Raw genomic sequence first — 15,081 nt, 5'->3', positions numbered from 1 at the left:
TTACAGGCTGAAGCCGGCGCCGAAGTTCCGGGGGTCGAAGTCGGTGACGTCGTCGAACTCGGTATCGTCGCTCGCCGCCCAGGCCGCCATCATCGCCGAGTCCAGGTAGTCCGGCGAGTGGTCGAGCTTGTCCTTCACAGCGTCCTTGCTCGTCAGCGTGTAGACCTCGGCCCCGTCGTCGCCTCGGGAGGCGTAGAACTTCTCCTCGAACTCGAGTTGGCGAGCAGCGGCGAGGAGTTCCTTCCGCAGCGAGCGGCTCTGGATCGCACCGCCGTTCTCGAAGTACTCCCCCAAGAGGTCGTTGCCCTCGGCCCACTTGCTATAGAAGGTGTCCTCCTGAGTCGCCTTCGAGCCGGCTTCGAACTTGCCGACGTCGGGGAACGCGTCGGCCAGCATGTCGTGGATCGCCTCGCCGGAGCCGATGAAGTCGACGCCGATCGGATGGCGGGGCATCTCCTCGAGAATCGACTCGAGTTCCGCACCCTGCTCCTGGTGGTTCGTCCCCTGTTCGTCGTACTGGATGACGATGACCTCCGGGTACACCGTCGAGAGGACAGTCTTGTCGGAGCTCCGGGCGACGTCGATCGCCGATCCGAGGGGCGGGCCGAGTTCGAAGCTGTCGTCAGCGGCGATCTGCTCACCCCGGTCGAAGGCGGCTTCGATGTCCGAGACGCCGTAGGGCCGGTTGACGGTTGCCCCGTCCGGCGGCATGATCCCGGCCCGGCGCCGGTACCATCGCTTCGAGAGGTCCGACCGGAAGTCGGGGTTGTCCCGGAGGTCGTCATCGGTCCGAAACGTCGGCTCGCCGTTCGTGTCGAGCTTCGGCGCCGAGACGCGGCGGGCGGTCTCGAAGCCGGGCCACGTCGAGGCGTTCTGCTCGACCCAGTCGTCTTCCAGCTTCGACACGCCGGCGATCCCGTCGACCTTCGGGCCGTCGCGCTCGCCGATATCGACCTGGACGTTGTACGCATCGAAGCTCGAGAACTCGAGGACCTCCCAGTTCGGGTGGTCATCCATCAACGGATAGATGGAGTTGGTCTCGTCCTCGGGCGGGTTCGCGATCGCGATCAGTCGGTCCCGATCGTCGCTCGCGAGCGAGCGCATCGCTTCAATGACGTCCTCGTCGACGTCGTCCTTGTCGGCCTCCTCGATGATCGAGAGGGTGTACGCTGAGTGGACGCCCTCGAGCTCGCCGGCGTCGCGGGGGGACGTCGCCTCGAAGAAGTGCTCGGGGTCGCCGTCGATCTCGATCCGCTCGGGGCGGGACTTGTACTCGCCCGGGAGGGGGATCCGCGCGCCGGTGTGGAGGTTCTCGACGGGCTTGCAGTATGTCCGCTTCATCTTCCGCTCGGTCCCGGACGTCGCGAACGACACCGCGGGGTACCGGCAGAACAGCCAGACGATCGTGATCGCGGCGAGGATGTAGGACTTCCCGAGGCCGTTCGCCGACACGACGAGGACCTGCTTGTGGGCGGCGACGGCCCGGCAGATCTCGCGTTGTTTGCCGACGGGCCTGATGCCGAGGTAGTCCTCGATCGCGTCCTCGACCCAGGTGACGTCCCCCTCCTCGGCCCGTTTCGCGTAGTGGCTCGGCGGCTTCGGGACGTCGTCGGGATCGATCTCCTCTTCCTGTGCGGCCTGTTGAATCGACATGAGCTAGTCCTCCTCGCCGTGAGCGCGGCGAAGGTCGGCCATGAACATCTCCTCGAGCCCGCCGAGGCCGACGTCGACCTCGTCGGCCGGCGTGATCCCGAACGTATCGCAGATCGCCTCGAATCGGCGGCCGAACCGTTCGTCACCGGAGCGCCGATACTTCAGGAGGTAGTCGGCAGCGATCTCCCGGGCGACCTCCTGTGCGTCCTCTGGGTCGCGCAGTTGCTTGCGGACGTCCTCGGCGGCCGCCTGCTCGTCCTCGGTTCGCGTGTCTCGAAAAAACTCCTTGAACGCACCATGGTCCTCGCCGTTCGTGTTGCCCTCCGGGGCACCTCCGTTGTTCCCGACGGCGTTCTGGTTGCCTTCAGGGGCGCCGGCGTTTCCGCCATGGTTCTTACAGCGACCCTCTCCGACGTGGTCCGTGCCTCGCCCCGGCCAGGACTTGCAGTAGCCGACGAAGACCGTCTCGCAGTCGTCGCGTTTCTCCGTCCGCTTCCCGTTGCAGTTCTCGTCCGTTGGGTCGCGAGATGGGACTTCGGAGCTCGGCTGGCCGATTAGTTCGTCGACGTCCATGGAATTGAGTTGTGTCGTCAGCAGTTCGAAGTAGTCGTATGGCGGTCAAAAGCCGGGTTTTCCGACGTTCGGAGATGGCTCGGAGACGTCGCGAGGCGTGGGAGCCTCGAGGTGCTTCGAGGTAGAGCGGTTCCCGTGCTGGCCCTCCTGATGGCAGTCCCGGCAGAGACCGATCAGGTTGTTCCGGCCGGGGTTCCCCTTCCGGTGGTCTCGGTGGTGGAGTTCGATCCCGTCGATCGCGTCGCGGGGACGGCCACAGCCGGGGCAGGCGTGGCTGGATTCGTCGTGGTCGCCCCAATAGAGGTTGCGTGCCAGCTGGCGGACGTCGTGGTCAGGCATCGGAATCGGGATTGAGGAGTTCGTACGTGCAATCGCCACAGAGGGTGACGGTGTCGCCTTCGTCGTACCCGAAGTTCGAAAGGTGGCCGCCGATCGGGTGCGTTCTGAAAAAGTCCTCTTGGAACTGCGCGAGGAGCGCCGGGAAGGGATGACACTCCCGACCGCAGTCGTCGCAGTTTGCGCCGTAGCCCATGTGTTAACCCTCTGTTCATCGATGGGTCAGTCGATTCTCGACCTCGTCAGCTGTCTCGCGGGACGTCTGTGCGACGATATCGTCGATGTGGTCGACCGTCAGCAACTCCATCTGTTCATCCGTCTGTTCACGGCCGCCGTCGGTCGGTTTCGTGCCCTCAGCGGCCTCGAGAAGTCGATCGATCGTATCGCTGAGGCTGTCGTCACCGGCGCGGTCCCGTTCGGCGACGAGTCGCTCGTGGACGCCCTCCGAGGTCGAAATCGTTTTTCGGTCACTCATCGTCCAGGCCCTCCTCGGCGTCTGCTTCGGGATTACCGAAGTGGTAGACGGCGAGATCGTGTCGGAACTGGCGTTTGTCGTCGGGGACGTCGCCGATCGTCGGCACCGGATCGATTGTTGAAACGAGGAGCGTCCCCGAGGCCGCTTCATCGACGAGCTCGTGGGCATGCTCCGTGGTGATCTTCTGCATGAAAATGTAGGCCTGACTAGGGGACGAGCATCGTTGGCGGGACCTGGACCTCGGTGCCGTCAGTTGCAATGAGGAGTTCCTGGCGCCACTGGAGGCGCTCGTGGATGTCGACGATGTCCTTGACAACGACGTCGACCACAGTGCTGCCGATTCGAACGTCGACGGCCTGGCCGATCAGGGCCCGGAGATCGGTCTCGTCAGTCGTCATCGGGGTAGTCCTCCGTTGCGTCCTCGAGTTGCCCTTCGTTGTGGTAGTCGTCATTATCACGCCCCATGTCGACCGACACCGCGGGCGCTGCGTTGGCGACCTCTTCGAGCTTGAAATCCCACTGGCGGCCGAAGATGATTCCGAGGACGATCGAGACGCCAGCGTAGCTCATGAACATGAGGCGGGAGTAGGGCGCGGCAACCTCGATTCGGCCAGTGATGATCAGAACCGTCCAGCCCATCCAGAACAGCAGGAGGAGGGTACTCTGGGCGGCCTGCGTCCGGGTCGTCTTGTCCATGAGTAACCTCAGTGCTGCGACCTCGCAGCGGGCCTTTTCGAGAGGTCGGCTCCAGTCATGAGCTGCTCGCGGATCGAAGTCGCGCCACGGAACTGGTTTCGTGGACATGTCATCGATCAGCCCCGATTGTCTCCGGTATCGTCGCTGCCGGAAGGGCCGCTGACCCTCTTACGGAAGATCTTGCTCGCCGTGCTGCCAAACAGGACGAAAATCGCGACCTGGCCGATCTGATCGGTGATCGGGGGCAGATCGGCGTTCATCGCCGGGGCAACGTAGAACGTTGCGATGACGATCAGGGTACTCAGGCCGATCAGGTACCACTCGAAACGACTCTTCGGGTCGGTGCCGGTATCGGAACCGGATGTGGCCATAAGGACGGACTCGGGGAGTCGAACCCCGATCGCTGCCTACAGCAGTCCGTTGGGTGGGAGCGGTGAGGTGTGCGCCGGTCGCAGGGATGGTTTCCTGCGAGGCCCGCCGGAGATCCTCGGCTCTCCAGTTGTCCCGGAGGCCACCGAGGCGGTCGAGCCAGACCCGACGCGATACTGGGCGGCGCATGGATCGAAGACTGACGTCCTGCTGATCACGGATTCCGCGTTGATGACGATCTCCAGTAGAGGTGGTTCGGGGGTGCGTTGGATCCGCCCAGGAGCGATTCGTGTCCCTTCAGGCAACAGGCCCACATGGGGACGCGCCGGACTCCTGGGTGACTACAGGTGGATCGACGCCTCGATCGCCTCCCGGACGGTGGCGCCGTCGACGATCTCCTCGAACAGCTGGCGCTCGTCGATCTGGTGGATATTGCCCGATTCCCTCAGCCGGACCGTGAGGGTATCGGCGATCACGAACGGGTGGAGATTCCGAAGGTCTTCGTCGGGGTGACTGTGATCGGTCGCCCCGCAGCGCCCGCAGATCGTTCCCGTCCGGACGATGCTATCCGACGGGTCGGGAGTATGCTCCTCGGGATCGGGCTCTTCTACCTCAACGAGGTCGCGGTCATGGTAATAGGTGAGATCGACGAGCGAGTCCGGGTCCGGATCGTCGTAGTCGTACTGTGCGCTCGAGAGACTCGCGATTTCCTCGCGATCCCTCTCGTACCGGCGGGAGGTCTCGCCGATTGTGGCGTTCTGGGTCCGATGTTGGGTTCCGACGTATGCATCCGGCGGTGTCCGACCGCTGGCGAGGATGTCCGCCCGGTGAACGACCTTCAACTGCGCGAAGCAGGTGAAGCAGTACTTGTGCGAGTGTTTCAGGTGATCGAGAAGCTTGTTGGCTTTCTTCTCCCGTTGATGGACTTCGTAGCAGTCGCTCGAACAGAACGATCCTTCGACGGCAGGGGGCTCGAAGTGCTCATCGCACTGTCCACACTGATAGGTCTCGGCGGGCACTGTTGCGATTGACATAGCTATGGAGCCGACGGCCGCTACCAACGACCGGCGGAGAACACTGAGGTACTGGGACGATGGGGACGTGTGTTGATTAAAGAGAGTGTTATGGGAGAGGGTTGCTCATACGAGATTGATCTCTACAGCCAGACAAAATCACCAAAAGGATAAATACCGGCTATTGCAAATTAATACCATGGTTGAGATTAGCACAATACCGAATACGAAAGGGGGGTTCATTCTAGATCATTGCCATTCGGATGATGAGGTAGAAAAATTGGATGTGTATTTCACTGATAGAGGATGGGAGAGGGTACCAGAACAAGAGATGATTACTAGAACGACTAATTCTGATTATATTGAAGAGGAAGAATATCATACAATAATTCTTCCATATCATTCTGAATCAGAAAGTCAAACATTTATATTTTGGAGTAGTTTAAACCAAGTTCCTTCGGTGGGATATCATATAACAAAGTTAGATACAGAACCTTACCTAAATAACTTAGGCGAACTATCTAATAATTATGGTGAAACGACAATATCTGATGGTGGAAAGTCAAAACATAAATATAAGAGAGAGAAAAAGCAAGTGATTGGTGGGGACGTTGAGTCAGAAACTACAACAATAACCTCAATTAAAGAATGTGGAGATGTAGATTGGCAGTGCGTTGCTTCAATTGCAGGTAGTTCATTAGGAGCTTTAGCAGCTTGTGGTGCGTGTGCGACTACCTTAGAACCACTCTCTTGTACAGCATGTCTGGGGACAGTCTTACAGCAAGGTGAAGGTCATTGTGAGTGGTGCAATGACAATGATTAACTTGCTGAGGCGCGTAGACTGTTTACCTATAAAGGGTGAGCACTATCCCACTGCCCATGTTCAATAAACAATTAGGGACATATTCGAGAAATTTTTATCCGATCTTAATAGCAGTAGCCTGTCTCGCTGCACTCATCTACATTATCCAGGCGGGAATTGAGCCAGTCGATCTTCTACTCACAGCGGTTTTTGTATTGCCAGCTATTTTTCTTCTTATTCATTACCAACAGTATACGAGCGAGGGAAACGGCAGGTTAGCGTCTATTATAATAACTTATGTTCCAGGCGTCATTTCTATTGGAGGGATAGTATACATATTGTATATTTCATGGACTACTGGTTTTTCTACTCGGCTATTATTCTTCCTCATTCTATTTTTGGCCATATTCGTGCGGTTCCTATCAGCAATAAAACTTAATAATAGGAAACAATGATCGATTTCCTCGATACATTCATAAAATAGGTTTAACTACGGGTTGATTTGATGATTGAGCTTAGCCCCCACGATTTGAGTCTTCGTTAGCTACGCTGTAGAGTATTGACCGTGCGTCCCCGATGCAATTTCTCGAATCGATCAATCGCCGTTGCATTAATCGACGAGTTGCATATCGGACTGTTCGTCGCGGGAGGTACGTCTCCTCAGCAAGCTCTGTCTGCGAGAGCTCGCCTTGATACTCAAGAACTTTTAGAACGAGCTTGCAGCTGGGCGGGAGATCTTCGATCTCCTCGGGCATCTCGAGTTCCGTCACTGTGACCACCTGTTCGGAATGAATTGACTGTCAGTCATCAGATGGGACCTCCATTGGAGGGTCAAAGCTCTCAAGGGTCGGGCTGCTCCCGACGAGGAGTTGCTCACAGAGTGATTCGGCCAAGTTTACCGAAACCGCGTTTCCAATCTGCTTGACCGTCTCGGTCTTGTTACCGGCGAACCCGTAGCTCTCGAACCCCATCGCTGCAGCGAGTTCCTCGAGCTTGAGCATCCGGAACAAGATATCGATCCCTAGTGGGAACAGTTCGGGGACGACGAGCGCGAACCGGTCCCGCGTCGAGATCGTCGGCACCGGCGCCCCGATCGGCTTGCCGACGTCGCCGGCGATCCGGCGAAGGACCCTGACGGCGCCCGAACTCATCCCGCCGGCGCCACAGAAGAGGGCGACCACGACGATCTTCTCGCCGGCCGCGATGGTGTCGTAGATTAGGCTCTCCGGCGACGTCATCGGTTCCCCCTCCATTCGCGCTCGTCTAGGCAGCGATCACACCACCCGAACCAGCCCCGTGGGTAGGCCTCGACGGGTTTTCGGTAGAGGTTGTTTGACTTCTTCGAGATCTTACAGAGGGTGTCGGTCCCCTCGTCGCTCGCCGGGATGTGGAACTTGCGATCGCGGCCACCCTGGCCCGACCGGACGACGAGCTCCTCAACGCCGTCCGGGGCGCCCGCGTCGCGGGTGTCGGCGCTCATCGGCCGGAACCCTCCGGCTCAGACTTTTTGTATCGAGACGTTGATCCGAATATATGGCTGAGTATGTGGCTGTCTGCCATGACTGTGACTGGGAGCAACCGATGCCGGATCGGGAGAAGGCTGAGCACGCGAAGAGAGTCCACGAAGACCGGCATGGCCACGACGTGACTCTCGACATTTGAGGGTCCGGATCTCACGCGTCCTCACCCCCGTGATCTACCCCCGCGTAAACTGAACATTGATCGCTGCCAACGACCGAATGCGTTAATAGTTCACATGGTGTTAGCCTCTCATGGAATGTAATCGCTGTGATAGTGATGGGTCCGACCGGGTAGAAATCGAATATGAGACAGGAGCTGTCGTAATCATGTACCTCTGCCAAGAGTGCTCCAAAAGAATAGCACGGGATGCTGAGGTAACCGGAGCCAAGCCTTCTCCAAAGGCGTAATCCTAGACAACCCCAGAGGGAGTTGCGATCAGTATCGCCCTTAGACATCACGATCCGCCCCCGTGTGCATGAACCAGCGAGTGACCTCCCGCGAGAAGAACGAGGCACCACACTCAGGACACTTCTTCCGGTGCGGGTTGGCGTTCTCCCCGTGTTCTTGCCAGCCACAATCGCAGATGTTCGACCCGTTCATCGTTCCACTCCGGTCCCAGACGTAACGCGGTCGTTTCTCTCCGACATGATCAGGCCCTCCCGATGTGCTTCAGATAACCTTGTTTCGGCTCGATCAACACCCCGTCCTCCATCCGCATCTTCTGGATGTCGCTGTAGATTCGGTCGCGATCATAGCCGTGCTCGGTGACCAGCTCGTCGACGACCGTCTCCTCGCCAACATGGCCCTGCTCGCTCTCGTCCTGGAGGCGCTGGATCGTCTTCGCGAGCGTCTGCTTGCGATCCTTCTGGCTCTTCGAGGTTCCCGTCTCCTGGATGTCGGCGTCGAAGTTGCCATCCTCGTCCTGGCCGAAGTCCCGCATCGACTTGCCGACGGCCTCCGTCGCGATCCGAGCGTGGCGCTCGGTGATCACCTCGGAGAACTCGAACTTGGCAGCGGCCTCGGTGACCCGAACGATCCCTTCTAGCTTGCGGAACGTGACCGGGACGGGTTGGTCCTCGTTGTAGTCGTAGATCCCCCGGAGCGAGTTGAAGCTGTCCTCGAGCTTCTCGCGGACGGCCTCGCTCTCGAAGACAGGGTCGGGCTGGCGCTTCGCGAGCGCGATCCACTTCCGAAGGATGTCGTCCTCGACGGTCGGGACAATCCGCTCGGCGTCCTCCTCGTCGATCTCGAGATCCTGGCCGGCCCGCTTCGCGGCGTCGCGCCCGGAGAGCATGTGCCGGGCGATCTCCCGATCCTCCTCGGGGTCGGGCTTGTCCTTGACCGTATAGATCAGGTCGAACCGACTCAGGAGAGAGGGCTCGAGATCGAACTGTTCGGCAATCGGTTCGTACTCGCTGAATCGGCCATGGAGGGGGTTGCCCGCGGCGATCACGGCGGCGCGGGTCGAGAACGTCGCGTTGATCCCGGCCTTCGAGACCGAGATCGTCTGCTTGCTCATCGGCGCGAGCATCGACGCCCGAACGTCGGGCGACATGTCGTCGAGCTCGTCCAGCCAGAGCAGGCCCTCGTTCGCTTTCACGAACGCGCCGGCGTCGATCGTCCACTGTCCGTCTCCAAAGTCGTCGCGCGTAGCCGCCGTCGTAAGCCCGGCTTTCCGGGCGTCCGAGGCATCGACGCTCACCGATCGGGCCGCGATGTCTGCGATCCGGTCGCCCAGCTTCGACTTTGCCGTTCCAGGATCGCCCAGCAGCAGGACGTGGAAGTCGCCCCGATCGGCGTCCCCAGTCGGGTAGACGACGCGCGAGCCGCCCACCGACGCGAGCACGAGCGCGCGCTTGATGTGCTGATAGCCGTAGATCTTCGGCGCCAGAGACTCGGCGGCGACCTCGAGGGGATCACCTTCGGCGCCGTCGGCGAGCTCGCGAATCCGCTGGCGTTCCTCGCTCGCGATCTCGATGTCCGTATGGTCGGTCTCCTCGACGGCGATGTGATGGCCCTCGACATAGGGTTCGAACTTGTGGCTCAGACTGTTGCCCTGGGTCTGTTGTTCGAGATGGACGGTGCCAGTGACGGTGACGCGGTCGCCGACGGTCGCGACGTCCGCGAGGTCGTCCTCGACGAAGACGTCGACATCCTGGCCGGCGCCGGCGGCGACCTCCGGGGGCGTCTGCACGCGGAGTTTCTGGGCGTCGACGAACTCCGACTGGTCGAAGTTCACCTGGAACGGGCCCTGCCGTTCACAGCCCTGGCACTCGTGAGGTTCCTGGAAGTCCCGCCCGCTCTGGGGGATCCGAGTCAGGGTGCCACAGACCTGACACTCGAAGGCCGCCTCTTCGATTTTGCTGTAGACGTCGGTCGCCTTCGAGATCTCCCCGGTGATCGCCCGATACATCCCGGCGTGATCGGTCGGCGAGAACTCACCGGGGTAGTAGGTGTGGAGGTCGGGAAGGTTGTAGACCCGCGCGTGGGCCCGGGCGAGTGAGACGTCGATCGGGAGGTCGAACAGCCGCAGCGCCTCTTCGAGATACTGCTGCATCCGATCCGGCTCCGAGAGATAGTCATCGGCGACGTCCGGGTTGGACCGATGGAGCTCCCGCCAGTCGATCTCGAGCGACCGCTGCTCGTTCGGATAGTGCTGGGCGAGCGCTTCGACCTCGGTCTTGTAGTCTCGACGGAGCCAGTCGGAGAGGCGCTCCGTGAGATCCGGTTCGGGTTCGGGTTGGGATTGTGCTGACATTGGATCGTGGCCGCGACCGCTTTTTTCCTGAGAATAAAACCAGATCAGACCCGTCCCGACGACGCAGACGCCGTCTGACGCCGTCTGACCTGACATACCCTCGGGTAACCGCGCTTTATTTACACACAACACTGCACCTACGCTTTCACTGGATTAAACGGAGGTGGCAGACCTCGTTGAAAGAAAGCCATCTTCAGCGCACCTCCCCCGAGGCCGCTTTGTTCTCGGGAAAAAACGCCCAGCCTCGTTTTGCCTCCTCGGCATCGACGGCGAGTTTCATCGGCCGGTCGTCGATGATCGTGAACCCGGGGACGTCCTCGGTGTTGTTGCCGTCGGCATCGACACCGGCAGCGAGCCGCATGAGCTTGTAGCAGTGCTTCGAGCCGGGCTTCCCGTCGAACACGCTCCACATGACGTCGTTGTAGTCGAGCGTCGCCTTCCCGTGGCCGCTCACTGCTCGCTGGAAGGCGTGCTCCCGGACCATCCCGACCTTCTCGTCGGTCGAGAGAGCCTGGTAGGGGCGCTCGTCGTCCATCTCGGACTGGCGGAGCTTGATCGCCGTGACGTCCTCGACGAGCTCTTCCTGTTTCTCGCGGAGGTCGTCGATCTGCTCCTGGTTCTCGGTCCCTTTTGTGAGGGCACGCTGGGCGACCTGGAGGACGTCCCGAACGGTGAGCCCGTCACTCATCGAGACCAGCCTCCAGTTCCTGGACGCTCTGCTGTAGGTTCTCGTTCACCTGCGCGATCTCCTCAAGTTCGCGCTCGGCGCTGTCGGCCCGTGCGAGCGCCTGCTGAGACATGACCTTCGCCCGGTCGAGCACGGTCCGTTCGCCGTCATCGAGGATGGCGACAACCTCGTGACCGTCAGCGCAGCCGGCGCAGACAACGCGCTCGCCGTGGTCAGGGTGGTCGATGATGGCCTCGGCCTCGGTCCGGCAGCCCATCGACCCACAGAACGGGCCGGTGGTCATGCCCGACACCTCGTAGAACCTATAGCGGTATACCCTGTAACTTCCACACGGTCGGAGCTTTTTCTCGGGATAGGCGCCTCAACGCCATTGTTTTCGCCGTTTTGCAGATGAGGCGAAGATGGTGTTGGCGGTGTCGACGCCGCTGGTCGCGACGATGTAGCTGCGGTCGTCGGTCCCACTTGGGATCACGAGCAGGACGGCGACCGCGGCGATCGCCGCCGAGATCCCGGGGATGTAGCCGACGATCGCGCCCGCGAGCGCGCCGGCTAGCGCCGTGACCCCGAGCAGCGGCCGGCCCATGGTGACCGTCCGGTCGTCCTGGGGCGGAACGCCCCCGCCACGGATCGCGTCGATCAGCACCGGCGCGCCGAACAACCCGGCGAAGAGGGGCGCGAGCATCCCGCCGCCGTCGAGGGGCGCCGCCGGCTCGAGGTCGAGCGTCGCCATCCCGAGGCCGGCAGCGAGGCTAAAGGAGAGGATCGCACCGATCCGGGCCCGCCAGCCGTACTCGCTCACGACGAGACAGATCGCGATCACGCCCAGCACCAGTGTGAGGTTCTCCCGGACGGTTGGGTAGACGGCGGTGACCGCCATCGTCACCGGCACCGACGGAGGGACCCCGGCGAGCAGGAGCGCGAAGTTGTTCGCGTGCAATCCCGGGACGAGCCCGCTTATCGTTCCCAGCGCCGCGCCGGCGAGCGCCCACGCGACCACCTCGCCCGCCAGCGCGAGTTCGACGGCGACCTCGGCTCCCGCATCCATCCCCCTGCCCTGGTACCGTCATCCGTTAAGAACCCCCGCTCGCGGGCGGACCGGCCGACAGTTGCGAGAGCGACCGCTGTCGACCGGTGACTCCGAAAAATGGCGTCGCGTTCGTGAACCGAGGGGAACTCAGCCGAAGAGTTCGCCGAGACCCTCGCCGCCCGCGTCGTCGTCCTCGTCGTCGTCTTCCTCTTCCTCGGCTGCCTCCTCCTCGTCTGCTTGCTCGGCCTCGTCGGCCTCGGACTCGTCGGCCCCGCCGGCAGCCGCGCCGCCGGCAGCGCCCGCCGCTGCGGGGGCCGCCGCGGCCTGCTCGACCGCGTCCTCGATGTCGACGTCCTCCAGGGCGGCGACGAGCGCCTTCACGCGGGACTCGTCGACGTCGGCACCGGCGCCCTCGAGCACTGCGGTGACGTTCTCCTCGTTGATCTCTTCGCCCGTTTCGTTCAGGATGAGTGCTGCGTAAACGTATTCCATTGGTGTTGTCTCCGTTATCCGAACATCTCGCCGAGGCCGGCGCCGCCGGCGTCCTCGTCGTCGTCATCGTCGCCCTCGTCCTCGTCGTCGGCGGCGTCCTCGGTCTCCGCTTGGTCGTCGTCTGATTCGTCAGTGGTGTCCTCGCTCTCCTCGGGAGCGGGCGCCTCGACGCCCCGGAGCTCCTCGGGGAGGGCCTCCTCGTCGTCGATCGCCGCGGCAAGCGCCCGGAGCTGGGCGTCGGCTTTGGCCACGAGGTCGTCGGCGAGTTCCGGCGACTCGATGGCCGCCTGCAGGCCGAGGCTCTTGGCCTCGCCCGTCGCCTTCGCGATCAGCGTCGGCACGGTCGCCGCCGTCGGATAGCTCGCGTTGACCGCGAGGTTCCGTGCGCGGGCGGCGGCGGTCGTGACGTCTGCCTCGTAGGCCTCGACGTCGATGTCGAGGTCCTCGGGGTCGAAGAGCACGCCGTCGGCGTACACCGCCCGGAGGTCGAGACCGACCTCCTTGGGCTCGATGCCCAGTTCGTTGAGGACGTTCTCTAACTCCGGCGAGACCTCCTCGCCGGCTTCGAGGACCTGGGAGTCCTCCATTACCTGGATCGAGCCGTCCTCGATCCGGGCGTTGGCGCCGATGCCCTGGAGGTCGCCGACGAACGGGCCGGGGTCGACCCCGGTGTCACCCTCGGGGATGACGATGTCGTTGGGCGCGACCTCGCCCGCGCTGATCGGCGCGGGCGTCTTCGAGGCCTCTAACTCCTTGTAGAGCGCGAACGGGTTCTCGTCGGTCGCGATGACCCCGACCTGGCCCTCGATGTGGGCGAGCAGGTCGTCCAGGTCGGCGTCGGCCTCCTCGATCGCACGGCTCTGGAGCGTGTTCCGGCTGACCCGGAGCACGGCCGTCCCGTAGAGCTCCCGGCGCATCGCCTGGAGCTGTCGGCTCGGGATTCCGGTGATGCCGACGATCCCGACGCTGTCGTAGTCGGCGATCAGATCGGCGAGATCGGCGACCTCCTCGCGTTTCCACTCGGGGAGGTTCTCGGTCTTGCGTTCGGAGGTGGCACTCATTTCAGGCCACCTCCACGGCCGGGCCCATCGTGGTCTTTACGTACACCGAATCGATGTTGAGGGGACCCTTCTCCAGGTCGGCGTGGAGACGCCGGAGGATCACGTCGATGTTGTCGGCGATCTCCTCGGCACCCATGTCCTCGGCGCCGACGAGCGTGTGGAACGTTCGCCGGTCGCGCGAGCGGACCTGGACGGTGTTTTTCATGCGGTTGACCGTCTCGACAACGTCGTCGTCGACACCCAGCGGGTCCGGCATCTTCCCTCGCGGGCCGAGGACGGTCCCCAGGTGTCGTGCGACGTCCTGCATCATCGCCTCCTCGGCGATGAAGAAGTCCGTTTCGTCCGCGAGGTCTTTGGCCTCGTCGTCGTCCAGATCGGCCACGTCGTCGCCCGAGAGAACCCGGTCCGCCGCCTCCTCGGCGCGGACTCCGGTTTCCCCTTCGGCGATGACGATGATCCGCGTCTCCTGGCCGGTTCCGGACGGCAGGACGACGGACTCGTCGACACGGTTCGACGGTTCGTTCAGGTCTAAGTCGCGCAGGTTGATCGCGAGGTCGACCGTCTCGGTGAAGTTCCGATCGGGCGCGTCCTCGAGTGCGCGGGTTACTGCTGTTTCTATTTCCGAATCTGCCATCGTTCACCTCCGTAGTACGCGTCGTGCTCCTACGGGTCAGTGAAACAGGCATCCGCCTGTCTCCTCTGAGAGGAACGCCATGACGGACTTAAACCCGTCGAAGCGGAGATCCCACGGGATCGACTCCGGCAATACGGCAGTGTCGAGTGCGAATTAAACACTCATTCTCAATAGAACATGTGTTAACGTGATGTGTTCCCACGACTGAAGTCGTGAGTTTCTCGCCCAATTCCTATACCAACACGACCGACTCTCCTTCGTTTCTACCGTTCAGCAGGAAATACCGATTTCGAGTCGGGATGGGTGTCTTCTGTGACTCTGTGCGGTGAGCTCAGTTGGGCTCTTCGAGTCTGATCTCGTCGTCGGTGACAGACTCGACTGTGTCGTTGTCCAGCTCGTAGGTTTCTTCGTCGGCATCACCCCAGCCGAGTTCCGCGGCGATCTCGTCGGTTAGATCCGGGTCCGGTTCGACGTAGGCGGTCGCGTTATCGGCGTCGACGACGGTCCCTACTTTGGATCCATCAGCAGCGATGACCGTTTTGCCCTCAGCGCTTTCATCGATGGGTGCCATGCAGTTTTCACCTACGAACGGCCCACACCAGAACGTGCTGCATGCACCTGCTATACATAGTCCCCACCACATGACGCCGATCTTCAGTTTCCACCTCTCGATAGGGTCGGAGGAAACGATGTCCCGATCGATCGTACCGGCGGGCCACGATCGACGGTCCGATGACTTCCTTCGGCCCTGTTGAATCGCCATCGGGCGGTGGAATTCACTGCTTCACAGCCCGCCCGATGTCACACACGACACCCATCAGGACGATTTCTCCGAACTCGCGGAGGACAGAACGCAACTGGTCGGGATGACGTGATGCTATTCCTGGGAACGCTCACCGTCGCAACCATCACTCTTGGTGGATTCGTCGCCCTTGCTCACGTCTTCTAACCACTCTATCAACAAATCATGGGTCAGTTTCCTG

The 15,081-nt window shown here is 61.7% G+C and carries 22 protein-coding genes and 1 pseudogene; 2 read left to right on the top strand and 21 right to left on the bottom strand.

Translation table 11 applies throughout. From position 1 onward, the window contains the following. The 10 genes from DVH23_RS06920 to DVH23_RS06875 form a co-directional block, all read right to left on the bottom strand. Positions 1-1,653, bottom strand: coding sequence for a hypothetical protein (locus tag DVH23_RS06920; RefSeq protein ID WP_114576700.1), 1,653 nt, complete (start codon positions 1,651-1,653; stop codon positions 1-3). Between the two features lie 3 nt (positions 1,654-1,656). Further along, positions 1,657-2,226, bottom strand: a complete 570-nt coding sequence (locus DVH23_RS06915; RefSeq protein ID WP_114576699.1) for a hypothetical protein — start codon at positions 2,224-2,226, stop codon at positions 1,657-1,659. A gap of 45 nt (positions 2,227-2,271) precedes the next feature. Next, positions 2,272-2,565, bottom strand: a complete 294-nt coding sequence (locus DVH23_RS06910; protein ID WP_114576698.1) for an HNH endonuclease — start codon at positions 2,563-2,565, stop codon at positions 2,272-2,274. Next, positions 2,558-2,758, bottom strand: a complete 201-nt coding sequence (locus tag DVH23_RS06905; RefSeq protein WP_114576697.1) for a hypothetical protein — start codon at positions 2,756-2,758, stop codon at positions 2,558-2,560. The genes DVH23_RS06910 and DVH23_RS06905 overlap by 8 nt, the downstream gene beginning before the upstream one ends. Positions 2,759-2,773: 15 nt before the next feature. Continuing rightward, complete coding sequence (locus tag DVH23_RS06900; protein WP_114576696.1) at positions 2,774-3,037, bottom strand: antitoxin VapB family protein; 264 nt, start codon at positions 3,035-3,037, stop codon at positions 2,774-2,776. Next, entirely contained in the window at positions 3,030-3,227 is a 198-nt protein-coding gene (locus DVH23_RS06895; protein ID WP_114576695.1) for a hypothetical protein, read from the bottom strand. Before DVH23_RS06895 ends, DVH23_RS06900 begins: the two co-directional genes overlap by 8 nt. 16 nt (positions 3,228-3,243) lie before the next feature. After that, positions 3,244-3,435, bottom strand: a complete 192-nt coding sequence (locus DVH23_RS06890; RefSeq protein ID WP_114576694.1) for a hypothetical protein — start codon at positions 3,433-3,435, stop codon at positions 3,244-3,246. Continuing rightward, positions 3,425-3,733 (bottom strand): hypothetical protein, encoded by a 309-nt coding sequence (locus DVH23_RS06885; RefSeq protein ID WP_114576693.1) that lies wholly within the window; start codon positions 3,731-3,733, stop codon positions 3,425-3,427. Before DVH23_RS06885 ends, DVH23_RS06890 begins: the two co-directional genes overlap by 11 nt. Before the next feature lie 116 nt (positions 3,734-3,849). Beyond that, the gene (locus DVH23_RS06880; RefSeq protein WP_114576692.1) at positions 3,850-4,104 is read right to left on the bottom strand and encodes a hypothetical protein; all 255 of its coding nucleotides are present in this window, start codon (positions 4,102-4,104) and stop codon (positions 3,850-3,852) included. Positions 4,105-4,443: 339 nt separating this feature from the next. Beyond that, positions 4,444-5,136 carry a hypothetical protein gene (locus DVH23_RS06875; RefSeq protein WP_157972349.1) on the bottom strand — a complete coding sequence of 231 codons (693 nt, stop codon included), beginning with the start codon at positions 5,134-5,136 and terminating at the stop codon, positions 4,444-4,446. A gap of 178 nt (positions 5,137-5,314) precedes the next feature. Between DVH23_RS06875 and DVH23_RS23505 the strand changes: the two genes are divergently transcribed. Then, positions 5,315-5,938, top strand: coding sequence for a hypothetical protein (locus tag DVH23_RS23505; RefSeq protein ID WP_157972348.1), 624 nt, complete (start codon positions 5,315-5,317; stop codon positions 5,936-5,938). 494 nt (positions 5,939-6,432) lie between these two features. On the opposite strand, the gene DVH23_RS06870 is transcribed toward DVH23_RS23505, so the two are convergent. Genes DVH23_RS06870 through DVH23_RS06860 form a run of 3 tightly spaced genes read right to left on the bottom strand, consistent with a single transcriptional unit; the run spans position 6,433 to position 7,397 of the window. Continuing rightward, positions 6,433-6,672, bottom strand: coding sequence for a helix-turn-helix domain-containing protein (locus DVH23_RS06870; RefSeq protein WP_114576690.1), 240 nt, complete (start codon positions 6,670-6,672; stop codon positions 6,433-6,435). Between the two features lie 45 nt (positions 6,673-6,717). Then, on the bottom strand, positions 6,718-7,170 hold the full coding sequence (locus tag DVH23_RS06865; RefSeq protein ID WP_114576689.1) for a DNA cytosine methyltransferase: 453 nt from the start codon (positions 7,168-7,170) through the stop codon (positions 6,718-6,720). Then, positions 7,152-7,397: a hypothetical protein gene (locus DVH23_RS06860; RefSeq protein WP_114576688.1), complete on the bottom strand. Its 246-nt coding sequence runs from the start codon at positions 7,395-7,397 to the stop codon at positions 7,152-7,154. Before DVH23_RS06860 ends, DVH23_RS06865 begins: the two co-directional genes overlap by 19 nt. 53 nt (positions 7,398-7,450) lie before the next feature. Between DVH23_RS06860 and DVH23_RS24960 the strand changes: the two genes are divergently transcribed. After that, positions 7,451-7,579, top strand: coding sequence for a hypothetical protein (locus DVH23_RS24960; RefSeq protein WP_255565228.1), 129 nt, complete (start codon positions 7,451-7,453; stop codon positions 7,577-7,579). Positions 7,580-8,087: 508 nt separating this feature from the next. Here the strand turns inward: DVH23_RS24960 and DVH23_RS06855 are convergent. The 8 genes and pseudogenes from DVH23_RS06855 to DVH23_RS06820 all read right to left on the bottom strand — a co-directional run bounded on the left by DVH23_RS06855 (position 8,088) and on the right by DVH23_RS06820 (position 14,669). Next, on the bottom strand, positions 8,088-10,196 hold the full coding sequence (locus tag DVH23_RS06855; protein WP_114576687.1) for a minichromosome maintenance protein MCM: 2,109 nt from the start codon (positions 10,194-10,196) through the stop codon (positions 8,088-8,090). Between the two features lie 193 nt (positions 10,197-10,389). Continuing rightward, positions 10,390-10,884 (bottom strand): hypothetical protein, encoded by a 495-nt coding sequence (locus tag DVH23_RS06850; protein ID WP_114576686.1) that lies wholly within the window; start codon positions 10,882-10,884, stop codon positions 10,390-10,392. Continuing rightward, a complete protein-coding gene (locus tag DVH23_RS06845) occupies positions 10,877-11,167 on the bottom strand; it encodes a hypothetical protein (RefSeq protein WP_114576685.1) in 291 nt (96 codons plus the stop codon). Before DVH23_RS06845 ends, DVH23_RS06850 begins: the two co-directional genes overlap by 8 nt. A gap of 111 nt (positions 11,168-11,278) precedes the next feature. Continuing rightward, positions 11,279-11,929, bottom strand: a pseudogene (locus DVH23_RS06840) (tripartite tricarboxylate transporter permease); the annotation flags it as partial. A 129-nt stretch (positions 11,930-12,058) separates the two neighbouring features. Next, positions 12,059-12,403, bottom strand: coding sequence for a 50S ribosomal protein P1 (gene rpl12p / locus DVH23_RS06835; RefSeq protein ID WP_114576683.1), 345 nt, complete (start codon positions 12,401-12,403; stop codon positions 12,059-12,061). Positions 12,404-12,417: 14 nt separating this feature from the next. Continuing rightward, positions 12,418-13,464, bottom strand: a complete 1,047-nt coding sequence (locus DVH23_RS06830) for a 50S ribosomal protein L10 (RefSeq protein ID WP_114576682.1) — start codon at positions 13,462-13,464, stop codon at positions 12,418-12,420. 1 nt (position 13,465) lies between these two features. Next, positions 13,466-14,098, bottom strand: a complete 633-nt coding sequence (locus tag DVH23_RS06825) for a 50S ribosomal protein L1 (protein WP_114576681.1) — start codon at positions 14,096-14,098, stop codon at positions 13,466-13,468. 331 nt (positions 14,099-14,429) lie between these two features. Next, positions 14,430-14,669, bottom strand: a complete 240-nt coding sequence (locus tag DVH23_RS06820) for a hypothetical protein (RefSeq protein WP_114576680.1) — start codon at positions 14,667-14,669, stop codon at positions 14,430-14,432. Positions 14,670-15,081: the final 412 nt, after the last annotated feature.

Origin of the sequence: Saliphagus sp. LR7 (assembly GCF_003344565.1) — an archaeon.
GTDB lineage: Archaea > Halobacteriota > Halobacteria > Halobacteriales > Natrialbaceae > Saliphagus > Saliphagus infecundisoli.
The sequence above is the reverse complement of the archived record's forward strand: the minus strand, read 5'-3'. Positions and strand labels throughout refer to the sequence as shown.